Below are 14,496 nucleotides of genomic sequence, written 5' to 3' on the forward strand. Positions count from 1 at the left end.
AGTGACCGACCAGACTTCCGTGTGCCGTCGGCTGGTGGGCCGCACCGCAGTGATCACCGGTGCCGGCAGCGGCATCGGGCTGGCCAGCGCCCGCCGGCTGGCCTCCGAAGGCGCCAACGTCGTCTGCGCCGACATCGACGGCGAGGCGGGCAAGGCCGCCGCCCAGGAGGTCGGCGGCCTCTTCGTCCAGGTGGACGTGGTCGAACCCGACCAGGTCGAGGCCCTCTACAGGACCGCCTTCGACACCTATGGCTCGGTCGACATCGCCTTCAACAACGCGGGTATCTCCCCGCCCGACGACAACTCGATCCTCACCACGGAACTGGACGCCTGGAAGCGCGTCCAGGAGACCAACCTGACCTCGGTCTACCTCTGCTGCAAGCACGCCCTGCCCTATATGCGGGACCAGCGCCGCGGCTCCATCATCAACACCGCGTCCTTCGTGGCCGTGCTGGGTGCCGCCACCTCCCAGATCAGCTACTCCGCCTCCAAGGGCGGCGTGCTGTCGATGTCCCGCGAACTGGGCGTCCAGTTCGCCCGCGAGGGCATCCGGGTCAACGCCCTGTGCCCGGGGCCGGTCAACACCCCGCTCCTGCGGAAGCTGTTCGCCGACGACCCGGCGCTTGCCGAGCGCCGCCTTGTGCACGTCCCCGTCGGCCGGTTCGCCGAGCCCGAGGAGATCGCGTCCGCGGTCGCCTTCCTCGCCAGCGACGACTCCTCGTTCGTCAACGCTGCCGAGTTCCTGGTCGACGGCGGGATCGCGGGCGCGTACGTCACGCCCGTCTGACCCCTTGCCCCACCACCTCTCACCGGGACCGGCACCACCCGTGCCGGTCCCGGACCTCCGGCGTCCGCAGGCCGGGCGGCGCGGCAGCGATCCAGATCACAGCGCCCCAGGTATGGCGCGCTCGTTACTCGCCGGTTACTCTCAAGTGAGCGGGACACCACCCCGCTCGTTCCACCTCAGCGCGGCCTGGTGACGCAGCCGCCCAGAGTGTCTGTCGGTTCAGCAGTTCTCAGCAGAACAGAGCAGTTCTGCAGGACTCAGCAGTTCTGTACGACGTGGCCCCGGGACCGGGTCCGTCGGCCCCTCTCACGACACCTCACACGCACTCCCCCCGGCGTACCCCTGGTACGGCCCGGGCACCGCGTGCACCCCTCAGTCGTCACTCATCCCTGGAGTCCCCTGATGGACATCCCTCTGCACACCATCGCCGTGGTCGGCCTCGGCACCATGGGCACCGGCATCGCCGAGGTCCTGGCCCGCGGCGGCCGCGAGGTCATCGGAATCGACGTCAGCGCCGACGCGGCGGCCCGCGCGGTGGCGGCACTGGAATCCTCCACCGCCCGCGCTGTGCGGCGGGAGCGCCTCACCGGCCAGGAGCGGCTGGACGTCCTCGCCCGGTTCCGCACCTATTCCGATCTCCAGGCCGCGGCCGAAGCCGACCTGGTGATCGAGGTCGTACCGGAGTCGTACGAGACGAAGCAGCAGGTGCTCCGCGCCCTGGACGGGATCGTGCGCCCCACCACGGTGCTGGCCACCGGCACCAACGCCCTGTCCGTGACCCGGCTCGCCGCCGACACCGCGCACCCCGAGCGCGTCCTGGGCCTGCACTTCTTCAACCCGGCCCCGGCGATGAAGCTGGTCGAGGTGGTCTCATCGGTGCTGACCGCCCCGACGGCCGTCGACGCCGTCACCGAGCTCGCCCGTGATCTCGGCAAGGAGCCGGTCGCGGTCGGCGACCGCCCCGGTTTCGTCGCCGACGGCCTGCTGTTCGGCTATCTCAACCAGGCAGCGGCGATGTACGAGGCCAAGTACGCGTCCCGCGAGGACATCGACGCGGCGATGCGGCTCGGCTGCGGGCTGCCGATGGGCCCGCTCGCACTGCTCGACCTGATCGGCATCGACACCGCGCGCACCGTCCTGGAGGCGATGTACTCGGCGTCCAGGGACCGGCTGCACGCCCCCGCGCCGATCCTCAAGCAGCTCAGCAACGCCGGGCTGACCGGGCGCAAGTCGGGCCGCGGCTTCTACACGTACGAGGAGCCGGGCAGCGCCGATGTGGTGCGGGACGCCCTCACCCCGCTCGACGGTACGCAGCTCGCCACGGCCCGGACCGTCACATTGGTGGGCGTCGCGGGCTCGGGGACGATGGCGTCGGGCATCGCCGAGGTCTTCGCCAAGGCCGGTTACGACGTGGTGCTCGCCGCCCGCAGCCCGGAGAAGGCCGACGCCGCGAAGGCGCGTGTCGCCAAGTCGCTCGCCCGCTCCGTCGACAAGGGGCGGATGACCGCGGCGGCCCGTGACGAGACGCTGGCCAGGATCGCCCCGGCCGGCTCGCTCGACGCGTTCGCCGAGGTGGATCTGGCCGTCGAGGCGGTCGCCGAGGACCTGGAGGTCAAGCAGCAGCTCTTCGAGACGCTCGACAAGGTCTGCAAGCAGGGCGCGGTGCTCGCCACCACCACCTCGTCGCTCCCGGTCATCGCGTGCGCCCGCGCCACCTCGCGCCCGCAGGACGTCGTCGGGATGCACTTCTTCAACCCGGCCCCGGCGATGAAGCTGGTCGAGGTGGTCCGTACCGTCCTCACCACCGACGACATCCACGCCACGGCCCGCGAGGTCTGCACGAAGGTCCGCAAGCACCCGGTGGACTGCGGCGACCGCGCCGGTTTCATCGTGAACGCGCTGCTGTTCCCGTACCTCAACAACGCGGTCAAGATGGTCCAGGAGCACTACGCGACGCTCGACGACATCGACGCGGCGATGAAGCTGGGCGGCGGCTATCCGATGGGCCCCTTCGAGCTCCTGGACGTGGTCGGCCTGGATGTCTCGCTCGCCATCGAGCGGGTGCTGCACCGCGAGTTCCGCGACCCGGGTCTCGCCCCGGCGCCGCTGCTCGAACACCTGGTGGCGGCGGGCTGCCTCGGCCGCAAGACCGGGCGCGGTTTCCGTGAGTATGCCCGTCGCTGATCCGCCGGGCGACTGGGGCGGGCTGCTGGAACCGGGCGGCGGCCCGCCCCCGCAAACACGTTCCGCCGGTCCGATGCAGTACGTTCGGACCATGCCCGAGCTCACCGGCCCCGTCCGACGGCCTGTCCGCAAGAACGCGTCGTCAGACGCCCCTGAGAGTGCCGCAGGCAGCCGCGCGGCCGCCCAGCGCCTCAAAATGCGCCGCGAACTGGCTTCGGCGGCGATGGAGCTCTTCGCGGCCAAAGGGTACGAGGCGACGACCGTCGACGAGATCGCGGCGCAGGCCGGGGTCGCCCGCCGGACCTTCTTCCGGCACTTCCGCTCCAAGGAAGAGGCGATCTTCCCGGACCACGACGACACGCTGGTGCGGGCCGAGGCGGTGCTGAACGCGGCGCCGCCGCACGAGCATCCGCTCGACACCGTGTGCCGGGGCATCAAAGAGGTCATGCGGATGTACGCGGCGTCGCCGGTGGTCTCGGTGGCGCGGTACAAGCTGACCCGCGAGGTGCCGACGCTCCGGGAGGCGGAGATCGCCTCGGTGGCCCGCTACGAGCGGCTGTTCACCCGCTATCTGCTGGGCCACTTCGACGAGCACGAGCAGCACGACGGCAACGACGACCCGCTGCTGGCCGAGGTGGCGGCGTCCGCCGTGGTCACCGCGCACAACCATGTGCTGCGCCGCTGGCTGCGGGCCGGCGGCCAGGGCGACGTGGAGGCCCGGCTCGACCACGCCTTCTCCATCGTCCGGGACACCTTCGGCACCGGGATAGGCGCCGGCCGCACCGCAGAGCGCACCCCGGCCGCGACCGTGCGGAGCAGCGGTGAGGTTCTGGTGACGGTGGCGCGTACCGATGCCCCGCTCGACGAGGTCATGCGCACCATCGAGCAGGCGCTGAGGAAGCGCTGAGCACGAAACCGACCAGCATCTGACCGATCCGCACCGCGACGGCCGCCCCTCCGGGGGCGGCCGTTCCGGTTTTTCGCTCATACGTGGCCCGCCGGTGACAACTGAGAGAATTTGTTGGCACTCAGTGTCTTGCGGCTTGGCACGGGGTGCCATACGTTGAAGGTGTCCGAGCGGCCGGCGTGCAGCGACCTTCGTATGCCGGCTGTCCCCGTGAACCATGTGTTCACGCGCCCGGACGCCTGCGTCACAGGCACCTTCAGCGCCCCACCACGGCGCGCCACTCCAGCTCACGCCGAACCGACGGCACACCTCCACAGCAGCAGCCCCGCCTCCCGCGGGGCTCACCCTGACCAACTCCCCCAACACGCTTCGCCGGAGGCAGCACCGTGAAGGAAATCCTGGACGCGATCCAGTCGCGGACCGACACAGCAGACGGCTCCACCGCTGCGACGGCGGCCGACTTCGCCGCCCTGGCACTCCCCGAGTCGTACCGCGCGGTGACCGTGCACAAGGACGAGGCCGAGATGTTCGCCGGCCTCGAAAGCCGCGACAAGGACCCCCGCAAGTCCCTCCACGTCGAGGACGTGCCGGTGCCCGAACTCGGCCCCGGCGAGGCCCTGGTGGCCGTCATGGCCAGCTCGGTGAACTACAACTCCGTCTGGACCTCGATCTTCGAGCCCGTCTCCACGTTCTCCTTCCTTGAGCGGTACGGCAGGCTCAGCGAGCTCACCAAGCGCCACGACCTGCCGTACCACGTCATCGGCTCCGACCTGGCGGGCGTCGTGCTGCGGACCGGCCCCGGCGTCAACGCCTGGCAGCCGGGCGACGAAGTCGTCGCGCACTGCCTGTCGGTGGAGCTGGAGAGCTCCGACGGCCACAACGACACGATGCTCGACCCCGAGCAGCGCATCTGGGGCTTCGAGACCAACTTCGGCGGCCTGGCGGAGATCGCCCTCGTCAAGTCCAACCAGCTGATGCCCAAGCCCGGCCACCTCAGCTGGGAGGAGGCCGCCGCCCCCGGCCTGGTCAACTCCACCGCGTACCGCCAGCTGGTCTCCCGCAACGGCGCCGGGATGAAGCAGGGCGACAACGTGCTGATCTGGGGTGCCAGTGGCGGCCTCGGCAGCTATGCCACCCAGTTCGCGCTGGCCGGCGGCGCCAACCCGGTCTGTGTCGTCTCCAGCGACCAGAAGGCGGACATCTGCCGCCGGATGGGCGCCGAGGCGATCATCGACCGCAACGCCGAGGGCTACAAGTTCTGGAAGGACGAGCACCACCAGGACCCGCGCGAGTGGAAGCGGTTCGGCAAGCGCATCCGCGAACTGACCGGCGGCGAGGACGTGGACATCGTCTTCGAGCACCCGGGCCGCGAAACCTTCGGTGCCTCGGTGTACGTGACGCGCAAGGGCGGCACGATCGTCACCTGCGCCTCGACGTCGGGGTACACCCACGAGTACGACAACCGCTATCTCTGGATGTCGCTGAAGAGGATCGTGGGCTCCCACTTCGCCAACTACCGCGAGGCCTGGGAGGCCAACCGGCTCATCGCCAAGGGCAAGATCCACCCCACCCTGTCGAAGGTGTACTCGCTCGACGACACCGGGCAGGCCGCGTACGACGTGCACCGCAACCTGCACCAGGGCAAGGTCGGCGTCCTCGCGCTGGCCCCCGCCGAGGGGCTCGGTGTGCGCGACCCGGAGCTGCGCGAGAAGCACATCGACGCCATCAACCTGTTCCGCAGCGACCCGGCGGAGCAGAGCTCCGCCGGCCGGAACGTCTGAGGTCTCCAGATGACTGAACGTCACAAGGACCGCCCCTGGCTCATGCGGACGTACGCGGGCCACTCGACGGCCGAAGCGTCCAACGAGCTCTACCGGCGCAACCTCGCCAAGGGCCAGACAGGTCTGTCCGTCGCCTTCGACCTGCCCACGCAGACCGGCTACGACCCGGACCACATCCTGGCCCGCGGCGAGGTCGGCCGGGTCGGGGTGCCCGTCTCCCATCTCGGCGACATGCGGCGGCTGTTCCAGGACATCCCGCTGGAGCAGATGAACACGTCGATGACCATCAACGCCACGGCCATGTGGCTGCTCGCGCTCTACCAGGTGGTCGCCGAGGAACAGGGCGCGGACCCGGACCGGCTCCAGGGGACGACACAGAACGACATCGTCAAGGAGTACCTGTCGCGCGGGACACACGTGTTCCCGCCGGGGCCGAGCCTGCGGCTCACCACCGACATGATCACGTACACGGTGGCCCACATCCCCAAGTGGAACCCGATCAACATCTGCAGCTACCACCTGCAGGAGGCCGGCGCCACCCCCGTCCAGGAGATCGCGTACGCCATGTCCACCGCCATCGCGGTCCTGGACGCCGTACGCGACTCGGGGCAGGTACCGCCCGAGCGGTTCGACGCGGTCGTCGCACGGATCTCGTTCTTCGTGAACGCGGGGGTCCGCTTCATCGAGGAGATGTGCAAGATGCGCGCCTTCGGCCGCATCTGGGACCGGCTGACGCAGGAGAGGTACGGGATCACGGACGCCAGGAAGCGCCGCTTCCGCTACGGCGTCCAGGTCAACTCGCTGGGGCTCACCGAGGCGCAGCCGGAGAACAACGTCCAGCGCATCGTCCTGGAGATGCTGGCGGTCACCCTGTCCAAGGACGCACGGGCCCGCGCCGTGCAGCTGCCCGCCTGGAACGAGGCGCTGGGGCTGCCCAGGCCCTGGGACCAGCAGTGGTCGCTGCGGATACAGCAGGTACTCGCCCAGGAGAGCGATCTGCTGGAGTACGAGGACATCTTCGACGGATCCCATGTCATCGAGGCCAAGGTCGAGGAGCTCGTCGAGGAGTCGCTCGCGGAGATCGAGCGCATCCAGCAGATGGGCGGCGCGATGGCGGCCGTCGAGTCCGGCTACCTCAAGTCGGAGCTGGTCTCGTCGCACGCCGGCCGGCGGGCCAGGATCGAGGGCGGCGAGGAGAAGATCGTCGGCGTCAACTGCTACGAGTCGACGGAGCCCAACCCGCTCACCGCCGACCTGGACACGGCGATCATGACGGTCGACCCGGAGAACGAGGCGCGGGTCGTGGCCGCCTTGCACACCTGGCGCGACAACCGCGACGAGAGCGCGGCCCAGGAGTCGCTCGCGCTCCTCAAGGCGACCGCGGCCGGTGACGGCAACCTCTTCGGGGCGACGGTGGCGTGCGCCCGCGCGGGCGTCACCACGGGCGAGTGGTCCTGGGCCCTGCGCGACGTGTTCGGCGAGTTCCGGGCGCCCACCGGGGTGGGCGGCGCGCCGGTCGCGGTGACCGCGGAGGAGGGCACCCCGCTCGCCGCCGTACGCGCCGCCGTGACCCGTACGGCCCAGGACCTCGGCAGCGGACGGCTGCGCCTGCTGGTCGGCAAACCGGGCCTCGACGGGCACTCGAACGGCGCCGAGCAGATCGCCGTACGGGCCCGCGACGCCGGGTTCGAGGTGGTCTACCAGGGGATCAGACTGACCCCCGAGCAGATCGTCGGGGCGGCCCTGGCCGAGGACGTGCACTGCGTGGGCCTGTCGATCCTGTCGGGCTCGCACGCCGAACTGGTCCCCGACGTGCTGCAGCGGCTGCGCGAGGCGGGCGCATCCGACATCCCCGTGATCGTCGGCGGGATCATCCCCAACGCCGACGGCGCGGCCCTCAAGGACGCCGGCGTCGCCGCCGTATTCACCCCGAAGGACTTCGGGATCACCGAGATCATCGGACGTATCGTCGACGTGATCCGGAAAGCGAACAAGCTCGACCCTCTGGAGGTCCCCGCATGACCGAGTCGACCAGCCCCGTGAACCGTCTGCGTCCGAGGCGCTCGTGTCTCGCCGTTCCCGGATCGAACCCGCGCTTCCTGGAGAAGGCCCAGGGCCTCCCGGCCGACCAGGTCTTCCTCGACCTGGAGGACGCCTGCGCACCGCTCGCGAAGGAAGGCGCCCGGCACACCATCGTCGAGGCACTGAACAAGGGCGACTGGACCGGCAAGACGCGCGTCGTACGCGTCAACGACTGGACCACCCACTGGACCTACCGCGACGTCATCACCGTCGTCGAGGGCGCGGGCCACAACCTCGACTGCATCATGCTCCCCAAGGTCCAGGACGCCCAGCAGATCGTCGCCCTCGACCTGCTGCTCACCCAGATCGAGAAGACCATCGGCCTCGAAGTCGGCAAGATCGGCATCGAAGCACAGATCGAGAACGCCAAGGGCCTCGTCAACGTCAACGAGATCGCCGCCGCCTCACCCCGTAACGAGGCCATCATCTTCGGCCCCGCCGACTTCATGGCTTCCATCAACATGAAGACCCTCGTCGTCGGCGAGCAGCCCCCCGGCTACGGTGCCGACGCCTACCACTACATCCTGATGAAGATCCTGATGGCCGCCCGGACCTACGACCTCCAGGCGATCGACGGCCCCTACCTCCAGATCCGCAACGTCGACGGCTACCGCGACGTCGCCAAGCGGGCGGCGGCTCTCGGCTTCGACGGCAAGTGGGTTCTGCACCCGGGCCAGGTCGAGGCGTCCAACGAGATCTTCTCGCCCTCCCAGGAGGACTACGACCACGCCGAGATGATCCTCGACGCCTACGAGTGGTGCACATCCGAGGCCGGCGGCAAGAAGGGCTCCGCCATGCTCGGCGACGAGATGATCGACGAGGCCAGCCGCAAGATGGCCCTGGTCGTCTCCGGCAAGGGCCGCGCCGCCGGACTGCGCCGCACCACCGCCTTCGAAGCCCCGGAGGCCTGACCATGCAGTTCGGACGCACCTACGAGGAGTTCGAGGTCGGCGCCGTCTACAAGCACTGGCCCGGCAAGACGGTCACCGAGTACGACGACCACCTCTTCTGCCTGCTCACCATGAACCACCACCCCCTGCACATGGACAGCAACTACGCGGAGAAGACCACCGACTTCGGCAAGAACGTCGTCGTCGGGAACTACGTCTACTCCCTACTCCTCGGCATGTCCGTCCCCGACGTGTCCGGCAAGGCCATCGCCAACCTGGAAGTCGAGTCGCTCAAGCACATCGCGCCGACCTTCCACGGCGACACCCTCTACGGCGAGACCACCGTCCTGGACAAGACCCCTTCCAAGTCCAAGAGTGACCGCGGAATCGTGTACGTCGAGACCAAGGGCTACAACCAGGACGGCACCGTCGTCTGTGTCTTCCGCCGCAAAGTCATGGTCCCCACCGCTGCCTACATCAAGGAGCGCGGCGGAGAACAGCCCGGCCGCCCCACGCCCGCCAACTAACTGCGTGACGTCACAGGAGAAGCAGTCATGAGCCGACTCGCCCGGACATCGGGTCTCACCGATGTGCAGCAGGAAATCCTGGCCACCGTCAGGGACTTCGTCGACAAGGAGATCCTGCCGGTCGCGACCGAACTCGAACACCGCGACGAGTACCCGTCCCAGATCGTCGAGGGCCTCAAGGAACTCGGCCTGTTCGGGCTGATGATCCCCGAGGAGTACGGGGGCCTGGGCGAGTCGCTGCTCACGTACGCGCTGTGTGTCGAAGAAATAGCGCGTGGCTGGATGAGCGTGTCGGGCATCATCAACACGCACTTCATCGTGGCGTACATGCTCAAGCAGCACGGCACCCAGGAGCAGAAGGACAGCTTCCTGCCGCGGATGGCCGCCGGCGAGGTCCGCGGCGCGTTCTCGATGTCCGAGCCCGCGCTGGGCTCGGATGTGTCCGCGATCACCTCGAAGGGGATCAAGGACGGCGACGACTACGTCCTGAACGGCCAGAAGATGTGGCTGACCAACGGCGGCACATCCTCACTCGTCGCGGTCCTGTGCCGCAGTGACGAGGGTCACCCCGAGGGGACGGCCCCGCACAAATCGATGACGACCTTCCTGGTCGAGAAGGAGCCGGGCTTCGGCGAGGTCCGTCCGGGCCTGACCATCCCCGGCAAGATCGACAAGATGGGCTACAAGGGGGTCGACACCACCGAGCTGATCATGGACGACCTGCGAATTCCGGCCAATCGCGTACTTGGTGGCGTTACGGGCCGAGGGTTTTACCAAATGATGGACGGAGTCGAAGTCGGGCGGGTGAATGTCGCAGCGCGTGGCTGCGGCGTGGCACAGCGCGCCTTCGAGCTGGGCATCAGCTACGCCCAGCAACGTCACACCTTCGGCAAACAGATCGCCCAGCATCAGGCAATTCAGTTCAAGCTGGCCGAAATGGCCACCAAGGTCGAAGCCGCCCATGCGATGATGGTCAATGCAGCACGCAAAAAGGACTCCGGGGAACGAAACGACCTCGAAGCAGGAATGGCCAAGTATTTGGCCTCCGAGTACTGCAAGGAGGTTGTGGAGGACGCCTTCCGCATCCATGGTGGATACGGGTTCTCCAAGGAGTACGAGATCGAGCGGCTCTACCGCGAGGCCCCGATGCTGCTGATCGGCGAAGGCACCGCCGAGATCCAGAAAATGATCATCGGCCGGCGCCTCCTCGAAGAGTACCGATTCCAGGGTTGATTGTCCCTTTCGTGGCGATATATCAGCGAAGAAGATCACAGCCAGTCATCATCTTCCAGCCGCCGACTCGGCTTCCTGGCTTGCCCAGTTGTGGTCCACAACCGATAGCATCGCCCGAAAGCCGCCGTCCCCCGTTCCCGCGCGGCATCATCCGCTACGAAGGTCATTCATGCCCCACAGCCAAACCTCTGCACCACGCGGTCGAGTCCGTCTTGCGCGCGGAGCCTCGCCGTGGCTCCTGCCGACTGTCGCGACCGCGGCGCTCAGCCTGGCCCGGGCCCGCCGGTCCGGCCGCTGGGCTGCTGCCGCCGTGCCCACCACCGCCCTCGCGGCGGGAATGCTGTGGTTCTTCCGCGACCCCAAGCGGGAGATCACACAGGGCAGGGTCATCTCGCCGGCCGACGGTGTAGTGCAGAGCATCATGCCGTGGAAGGACGGGCGCACCCGCGTCGCGATCTTCATGAGCCCGCTGAACGTCCACGTGAACCGCGCACCGCTGGCGGGCACCGTGACGTCCGTCGAGCACATCCCCGGCGGTTTCGTCCCGGCGTTCAACAAGGAGAGCGAGAACAACGAGCGCGTTGTCTGGCACTTCGACACCGAGCTCGGCGACATCGAGATGGTGCAGATCGCCGGTGCCGTCGCACGGCGGATCGTGCCGTACCTCCCCCAGGGTACGAAGGTGGAGCAGGGCGAGCGGATCGGCCTGATCCGCTTCGGTTCCCGCGTCGACATCTACCTTCCGGAAGGTGTCGATGTCGCGGTCGAGGTCGGCCAGCCCACCACCGCGGGGGTGACTCGAATTGACCGTGATTGATCCGGAGACGCAGACCAGCTGGGTTCCCGAGGCGGAGGCCGAGGACGACATCGAGGACATGCCGCTCTCACTGCGGCTGTCGATAGCGGACACGCTGACTCTCGGTAACGCGACATGCGGATTCATGGCGGTGTACTTCACCACCACCGGAATCCTCATCCCGCACCTCCAGGGCAGCCAGGAGGCCGGCATGGGGCGGCACTCCGCCGCGACCGCCGTGATCCTGATGCTGCTCGCCGCGATCTTCGACCTCTGCGACGGGCTCGTGGCGCGCAAGCTGCGCAGCTCGGCGATGGGGGCGGAGCTGGACAACCTCTCCGACCTGATCAGCTTCGGGCTTGCCCCGGCCTACTTCGTGCTCGTGTACGGGATGGTCGCGGACGACGCCCACCAGCGCGTGGCGGCGGTGGCGGCGATCGTGGTGCTGCTGGCGGTGGTGCTGCGGCTTGCCCGGTTCTCCTGCGTGACCATGAAGGACGGCACCTTCCAGGGCATGCCGTCGCCGTTCGGGGCGCTGACCGTGGTCTCCATCGTGCTCCTTCAGCTGCCCTTCGTACCGACGCTGCTCGCGGTCATCGGGGTCGCCTGGCTGATGGTGAGCCGGGTCGAGTACCCGAAGCCGCGGGGTGTCCTCGCGGTGGGAATGCTCAGCTGGATCGTGGGCGCCATGGGCCTGCTCGCCGCCTGGGCGTTCGACGCCCCCGGTGGCCAGCTGCTCCTGCAGACCGGCTGTGCGCTCCAGGTGGTGCTGGGTGCGGTCATTCCGCTCTTCGCCACCGCGCGCCGGGTGAACACCTTCCGCGGCAACCGCCGCGAGGCGCGTACGGCGCAGCTGCCGTAGCTCCTGGACGACGCCGGAGGGCCCCGAGTGCATCGCACTCGGGGCCCTCCGGCGTCGTCAGGGGGTCCGGCCGGCCTCGGCGGGGGCTGCGAAGACCCGCTCCAGCAGGTCCGCGAGTACGGTCCGGTCGGCGTCGGGCAGGGCTTCGAGACCGGCCAGCGTCGTGTGCATCCCCGCCCTGATCGCGTCGACGGTGCGCTCGCCCGCCTCGGTGAGGAGGACGTTCTTGACGCGCCGGTCGGTGGGGCTGGGTTCCCGGCGTACGAGTGCGCGCTTCTCCAGCCGGTCGATGATCCCGGTCATGTTGGAGGCGTCACAGGCCAGTGTGACCGCCAGGGCGCGCATCGCGGACGGCCCCCGGCGCAGCACGCTGAGCGTCTTGCCCTGGCTGGCCGTGAGGCCCTCGGCGGCGGCCGCGGCCGTGAAGTCGCCGTAGTAGGCGCCGAGCGAGACCGAGAGCAGCTCCATGAGCCGGCCGGTGCCCGGACCGGGGGTTTCTGGCATGGGACCATGCTACGCCAGGAAAGTTGACCATCTCAAACATTCGGACGGGGCTGGACCGCCTCCGCCCGGCAGCACGGGCCGGGCCGGGCGGCGCCCCGCCCGGCCCGGTTCACACCCCGGAGTGGCCCGCTGTCACTCACGCACCAGGAAATCGCGGGCGATGTTCTCGGCGGCCTGCTCCAGGAGCGGGCCCGCGTTGGCGATACAGCGCTCCACGTCGGGCTCCAGCTCCGTGAGGGCGTACGCACGGCGGATGCCCGCCCTGCCGAGGACCTCCGCCGGGAGCGTGAGACGGCCACAGACCGCCACGACCTCCTTGCCCGCGGCCCTCGCCGCCGCGGCGACACCCGCCGGCGCCTTGCCGTGCAGGGTCTGCTCGTCGAGCGAGCCCTCGCCGGTGACGACCAGGGTCGCCCGGGCCACGGCCGGGGCGAAGCCCAGGACGTCGAGCATCACGTCGATACCCGCGCGGAAGCTCGCCCCCAGGCCGACCAGCGCCCCGAAGCCGATACCGCCCGCGGCGCCGGCTCCCGGCGCGAGAGCGGCTTCAGCGGCCCCCGCCCCGATGGACTTCTCCAGGACGGCGGCGAAGTGCGTCAGCGCGGCGTCCAGGGCCGCGACCTGCTCGGGGGACGCGCCCTTCTGCGGCCCGTACACCGCGGGTGCGCCCTTGGGCCCGGTCAGCGGGTTGTTCACATCGCTGGCAAGAACGATCTCCGTACCGGCCAGACGGGTGTCCAGACCGGACAGATCGGCGGTCGCCAGCTCGCTCAGTCCCCCGCCGCCCGGCCCCACGGGCTCTCCGGCGGCGTCCAGGAAGCGGGCGCCGAGCGCGGCCAGCATCCCCGCGCCGCCGTCGGTCGTGGCGCTGCCGCCGACGCCGAAGACAATGGACCTGGCCCCCGCGTCGAGCGCCGCGCGCAGCAGCTCACCCGAGCCGTACGTGGTGGCGGTCAGCGGAGCGAACACCCCTGCGGGGAGGTGCTGGAGGCCGGATGCCTCGGCCATTTCCACCACGGCCACACCGTCGCGCAGCGCGAACGCCGCGGTCAGCTGCTCGCCGAGGGGCCCGGTGACCCGTACCTCATGCCGGTCGAAACCTGCCGCGACCGCGGCGGCGACGGTGCCGTCCCCGCCGTCGGCGACGGGCAGGGTCTCGACCTCCACGCCGGGAACGATCCGCCGCAGGCCGGCCGTCACCCGCTCGGCGACCTCCACGGCCGTGAGGGACCCCTTGAATTTGTCGGCCGCCACGAGCACCCGTGCGGCCTCAGTTACTGCTCCGTCCGTCACCTTGTTTATCCCTTGCTTTCGAACAGGCAGTCGCGCCGCTCCGACCCTATCCGCACCACCTGCCCGCTGCCCATACGGACCGGTCAGAAACCGGTCAGAAAAGGGCGTACTCCTCCGGACCGGCGCCGCCCGACTCGAAGGCCAGCAGCCGCTGTTTACGGTCGAGTCCGCCGCCGTAACCGGTGAGGCCGCCCGTCGAGCCGATCACGCGGTGGCACGGGACGATGATCCCGACCGGGTTCTTGCCGTTCGCCAGGCCCACGGCCCGTGCGGCGCCCGGCCGGCCGAGCCGGTCGGCGAGGTCGCCGTACGAACGGGTCTCGCCGTACGGAATCTGCCGCAGCTGCTCCCAGACAGTGCGCTGGAAGGGCGTGCCCACCAGGTGCAGCTCCACGGTGAACTCGGTCAGCCCGCCGTCGAAGTACGCGGTCAGCTCCTCCCTGACCTGCCCGAAGGGCCTGGGGTCGGGTTTGCCGAAGGTCTCGTCTGGCGGCCTGTGGCGCTGTTCCGTCATATACAGGCCGCTCAGCAGGCCGTCGGTCGCCACGAGGGTGAGCGGACCGTACGGGCTGTCGACCACGGTGTGCCGTTTCGCGGCCGGATTCACAGACATGGCAGGGATGGCAGACATGGGGTGCTCTCCTCTCCCC

General features: G+C 69.3%; 13 protein-coding genes. 10 read left to right on the forward strand and 3 right to left on the reverse strand.

The genetic code is table 11. The features are described from left to right. Position 1: 1 nt before the first annotated feature. The 10 genes from OG210_RS01345 to pssA all read left to right on the forward strand — a co-directional run bounded on the left by OG210_RS01345 (position 2) and on the right by pssA (position 12,049). The gene (locus tag OG210_RS01345) at positions 2-787 is read left to right on the forward strand and encodes a 3-oxoacyl-ACP reductase (RefSeq protein WP_328333257.1); all 786 of its coding nucleotides are present in this window, start codon (positions 2-4) and stop codon (positions 785-787) included. 402 nt (positions 788-1,189) lie between these two features. Next, positions 1,190-2,971, forward strand: a complete 1,782-nt coding sequence (locus tag OG210_RS01350) for a 3-hydroxyacyl-CoA dehydrogenase family protein (RefSeq protein WP_371534839.1) — start codon at positions 1,190-1,192, stop codon at positions 2,969-2,971. A gap of 91 nt (positions 2,972-3,062) precedes the next feature. After that, entirely contained in the window at positions 3,063-3,878 is an 816-nt protein-coding gene (locus OG210_RS01355) for a TetR family transcriptional regulator (RefSeq protein ID WP_328333253.1), read from the forward strand. 386 nt (positions 3,879-4,264) lie between these two features. Further along, the gene (ccrA, locus tag OG210_RS01360) at positions 4,265-5,659 is read left to right on the forward strand and encodes a crotonyl-CoA carboxylase/reductase (protein WP_371534840.1); all 1,395 of its coding nucleotides are present in this window, start codon (positions 4,265-4,267) and stop codon (positions 5,657-5,659) included. A 9-nt stretch (positions 5,660-5,668) separates the two neighbouring features. Then, complete coding sequence (locus OG210_RS01365) at positions 5,669-7,681, forward strand: protein meaA (RefSeq protein WP_328333249.1); 2,013 nt, start codon at positions 5,669-5,671, stop codon at positions 7,679-7,681. Beyond that, a complete protein-coding gene (locus OG210_RS01370) occupies positions 7,678-8,652 on the forward strand; it encodes a CoA ester lyase (protein ID WP_328333247.1) in 975 nt (324 codons plus the stop codon). Before OG210_RS01365 ends, OG210_RS01370 begins: the two co-directional genes overlap by 4 nt. Positions 8,653-8,654: 2 nt before the next feature. Next, positions 8,655-9,158 carry a MaoC family dehydratase gene (locus OG210_RS01375; protein ID WP_328333245.1) on the forward strand — a complete coding sequence of 168 codons (504 nt, stop codon included), beginning with the start codon at positions 8,655-8,657 and terminating at the stop codon, positions 9,156-9,158. A gap of 27 nt (positions 9,159-9,185) precedes the next feature. Continuing rightward, a complete protein-coding gene (locus OG210_RS01380; protein WP_328333243.1) occupies positions 9,186-10,391 on the forward strand; it encodes an acyl-CoA dehydrogenase family protein in 1,206 nt (401 codons plus the stop codon). Positions 10,392-10,560: 169 nt separating this feature from the next. Further along, entirely contained in the window at positions 10,561-11,208 is a 648-nt protein-coding gene (locus OG210_RS01385; protein ID WP_371534841.1) for a phosphatidylserine decarboxylase, read from the forward strand. Then, positions 11,195-12,049, forward strand: a complete 855-nt coding sequence (gene pssA / locus OG210_RS01390) for a CDP-diacylglycerol--serine O-phosphatidyltransferase (RefSeq protein ID WP_328333239.1) — start codon at positions 11,195-11,197, stop codon at positions 12,047-12,049. The genes OG210_RS01385 and pssA overlap by 14 nt, the downstream gene beginning before the upstream one ends. Positions 12,050-12,106: 57 nt before the next feature. Here pssA and OG210_RS01395 read toward each other — a convergent pair whose 3' ends face one another. The 3 genes from OG210_RS01395 to OG210_RS01405 all read right to left on the reverse strand — a co-directional run bounded on the left by OG210_RS01395 (position 12,107) and on the right by OG210_RS01405 (position 14,477). Next, positions 12,107-12,553 carry a MarR family winged helix-turn-helix transcriptional regulator gene (locus tag OG210_RS01395; RefSeq protein ID WP_371534842.1) on the reverse strand — a complete coding sequence of 149 codons (447 nt, stop codon included), beginning with the start codon at positions 12,551-12,553 and terminating at the stop codon, positions 12,107-12,109. Between the two features lie 132 nt (positions 12,554-12,685). Beyond that, a complete protein-coding gene (locus OG210_RS01400) occupies positions 12,686-13,846 on the reverse strand; it encodes a glycerate kinase (RefSeq protein WP_328333237.1) in 1,161 nt (386 codons plus the stop codon). Positions 13,847-13,940: 94 nt separating this feature from the next. Then, positions 13,941-14,477, reverse strand: a complete 537-nt coding sequence (locus tag OG210_RS01405; protein ID WP_371534843.1) for a methylated-DNA--[protein]-cysteine S-methyltransferase — start codon at positions 14,475-14,477, stop codon at positions 13,941-13,943. Between the last annotated feature and the right edge of the window lie 19 nt (positions 14,478-14,496).

The organism is Streptomyces sp. NBC_00466, from assembly GCF_041433995.1.
Lineage (GTDB): Bacteria > Actinomycetota > Actinomycetes > Streptomycetales > Streptomycetaceae > Streptomyces.

What these genes read in the sequence shown, in the direction of transcription:
- OG210_RS01350 (WP_371534839.1), top strand. Translation starts at nt 1,190, where the DNA reads ATGGACATCCCTCTGCACACCATCGCCGTGGTCGGCCTCGGCACCATG.
- OG210_RS01355 (WP_328333253.1), top strand. Translation starts at nt 3,063, where the DNA reads ATGCCCGAGCTCACCGGCCCCGTCCGACGGCCTGTCCGCAAGAACGCG.
- OG210_RS01365 (WP_328333249.1), top strand. Translation starts at nt 5,669, where the DNA reads ATGACTGAACGTCACAAGGACCGCCCCTGGCTCATGCGGACGTACGCG.
- OG210_RS01370 (WP_328333247.1), top strand. Translation starts at nt 7,678, where the DNA reads ATGACCGAGTCGACCAGCCCCGTGAACCGTCTGCGTCCGAGGCGCTCG.
- OG210_RS01375 (WP_328333245.1), top strand. Translation starts at nt 8,655, where the DNA reads ATGCAGTTCGGACGCACCTACGAGGAGTTCGAGGTCGGCGCCGTCTAC.
- OG210_RS01380 (WP_328333243.1), top strand. Translation starts at nt 9,186, where the DNA reads ATGAGCCGACTCGCCCGGACATCGGGTCTCACCGATGTGCAGCAGGAA.
- OG210_RS01385 (WP_371534841.1), top strand. Translation starts at nt 10,561, where the DNA reads ATGCCCCACAGCCAAACCTCTGCACCACGCGGTCGAGTCCGTCTTGCG.
- OG210_RS01395 (WP_371534842.1), bottom strand. Translation starts at nt 12,553, where the DNA reads ATGCCAGAAACCCCCGGTCCGGGCACCGGCCGGCTCATGGAGCTGCTC.
- OG210_RS01405 (WP_371534843.1), bottom strand. Translation starts at nt 14,477, where the DNA reads ATGTCTGCCATCCCTGCCATGTCTGTGAATCCGGCCGCGAAACGGCAC.